The 1,346-nt window shown below is 31.3% G+C and carries 1 protein-coding gene and 1 pseudogene; both read right to left on the bottom strand.

The features are described from left to right. Positions 1-210, bottom strand: a pseudogene (locus HG1285_RS01305) (YkgJ family cysteine cluster protein); the annotation flags it as partial. Next, a partial coding sequence (locus tag HG1285_RS01310; protein WP_008289427.1) for a DHA2 family efflux MFS transporter permease subunit occupies positions 203-1,346 on the bottom strand: 1,144 nt, incomplete at its 5' end. The gene HG1285_RS01310 and the pseudogene HG1285_RS01305, both read right to left, overlap by 8 nt.

The raw sequence follows: 1,346 nt of genomic DNA, 5'->3' as shown, positions 1-1,346 counted from the left end.
AAATAAAAAAAGCTCTGCTAAGGTTAACTTTACCTGCCAGCCGTAGCAGCAGTAAGCACATCCTTTTTCACAGGCGAGTCCCTTTTGAGCTTCTACGTTTTCTGAAACATTTTTATGAATATTTATCTGATACTCCTCAATATCCTTTAAAATCTGGGGATTGTTAACTATATAAATAAGAGCTATAAAAATATCTTGGAGTTTATCCATTTAGCCTTTTCCTAAAATCCTGAATAATAAGAAGTAAAATTGGTAAGCTCCCAATCAGCCCAAATAAGCCAGCAACAAAAAAAGTATCCTGTAAAGACCAGCTTAAACTGTATAACTGCTGAATCTTATAAATTATAAAATTAGCAAGCTTCTCTGCTTTTTCAATGTTAAAAATCTGCGAAAACATCTGTATAAAGTTATTAATTTTAGTCTGAACGTAAGAATGGTTCTGTACTGTATTTATGCCATCAAAATGCTCATAACTATACCTGTACAGGTCATTCGTGGCTATAGCTGTCCCAAATGAACCTCCAATGAACCTTGAATAATGTAAAAGACCTGTTCCTAAAGATGTTTTTTCTCCTAAGTTTCTAAGAGCTAAGGTAGTCACAGGTGCAAAAAACATACCCATAGATATTCCAAGAGGTATTGTCATAACAGCAGCCTGAACATTTGGTGTAAAGTAATTAAGTTTCGGTAATATAAATAAGGAACTTATGAGATACAAAAAGGCTGCCATATAAAGTACATACTTTTCACCAATTTTATCAGACAGAAAACCAGCTACAGGAGAAAAAAGTGCTATAAATACTGCAAATGCAAGAATATGAATACCGGCATCTAAAGTAGAGAGACCTTTTAAGTTTTCAAAATAAATTGGCAGTAAATAAAAAACCTGATACATTGAAAACCCAAGAAGTAGAAAGAATACAGAAATGCCTACAAAATACTCTCTATTTTTAAAAATAGAAAAATCAATTAAAGGCTCTTTTGAAATAAGTTCAGAAAGTATATAAAAAAGAAGTGAAAATACTGATATAACTGTTAAATAAACTATAATATCAGACATAAACCATCCAAGTTGCTGTCCTTTAGACAGTATTATTAAAATTGTTATTGTGAAAGCTGATAAAAGTGTAAAAGATATAAAATTTAGTTTTGCCTTTTCTCTGAAAACTGAAGTTTCAGGAAGATAAAAAACAGCAAGTAAAACAGTTAAAATTCCAAAGGGAATATTAATAAAAAAAACCCATCTCCAGTTTAAAAACTCTGTTATATAACCTCCAAGTGTAGGACCTAAAGAAGGTGCAAAACTTACACCAAGACCAAAAATACCCATTGCTATACCTTTTTTT

This window comes from Hydrogenivirga sp. 128-5-R1-1 (assembly GCF_000171895.1).
This window is presented reverse-complemented; position numbering and strand designations above follow the sequence as displayed.